1 protein-coding gene is annotated in these 1133 nt (G+C 35.6%); it reads left to right on the top strand.

The genetic code is table 11. The features are described from left to right. The first annotated feature begins 58 nt into the window (after positions 1 to 58). Positions 59 to 1075, top strand: coding sequence for a GmrSD restriction endonuclease domain-containing protein (locus tag FHS77_RS16070; protein ID WP_210307177.1), 1017 nt, complete (start codon positions 59 to 61; stop codon positions 1073 to 1075). The last annotated feature ends 58 nt before the right edge of the window (positions 1076 to 1133 follow it).

Below are 1133 nucleotides of genomic sequence, written 5' to 3' on the forward strand. Positions count from 1 at the left end.
CAATATGCGAATTATGACTAGTCATATGCCTAACATTACTCCTAACCCTTAATTAAGGGTGAGAAAATGTCCGGAGAATTCGGGGGCTCTTACAGCAGATTACCCGGTTGATACTATAATTAGTAGAATGAGAAGTGAAGCTTTTTACATACCTGAATTTCAAAGAAATTTTGTCTGGTCACAAAGACATGCGTCAAGATTTATTGAATCTTTATTAATGGGACTACCTGTACCCGGAGTTTTTCTTTATAAAAATCCAGAGGATGGGAAGCATCTAGTAGTTGACGGCCAACAAAGATTAAGAACATTACAATTTTTTTATTCAGGTATATTTAAAGAAAGAAAATTTAGGTTAGTTGGAGTTCGCCCTGAATGGGATAATAAAACATACCAAGAACTTAATGAGATAGATCAAAGAAAACTTGATGATATGATCGTTCACGCAACAATTTTTCAGCAAGACGAACCAAAGGATACAAATAAAAGTTTATATTTTGTATTTGAGCGAATTAACTCAGGTGGCATTAGGCTTTCTCCACAAGAAATTAGAAATTGTATTTATGACGGCCCTTTCTTGGAAACTGTAAGAGAGTGCAATGAAAATTCAAATTGGAGAAATTGCTTTGGCCCGACAAGTGGCCGTCAAAAAGATCAAGAATTAATCGTGAGATTTTTTGCAATGTTTGTTCGCTCAAATGAATATAAGCGTACATTAAAAGATTTTTTGAATGATTTTTGCAATGATTACAATAAAGAAAGCGCCGAAAAACTAGATAATTTAAAAAATATATTCTTTGAAGCAATTAAATTATGCTTCGAAGCTAAAGGAAAAAGTATTTTTAGACCTACGCGCGCTTTGAACGCTGCTGTGTTTGAAAGTGTGCTTGTAGGTCTTGCGAAACGCCAACAAAGTGACCTTCCTAAAATTACAAAAGAAGAATTCACAAAGGCATATGACACACTCCTCATCAATAAAGAATTTTTAAAATCCTGCGAAAGCTCAACAGCAACAGAAGACGCGGTATCAAATAGACATTCTGACGTGAGACCCGCAAACTCCTCCAGATTTTGGTAGAGTCCAATCCTTGGTAGGAGTTGGATAATGAAGCGTTCACGGTTTTCAGACGAACAGA

It is taken from the genome of Paenochrobactrum gallinarii (assembly GCF_014205685.1).
GTDB lineage: Bacteria > Pseudomonadota > Alphaproteobacteria > Rhizobiales > Rhizobiaceae > Paenochrobactrum > Paenochrobactrum gallinarii.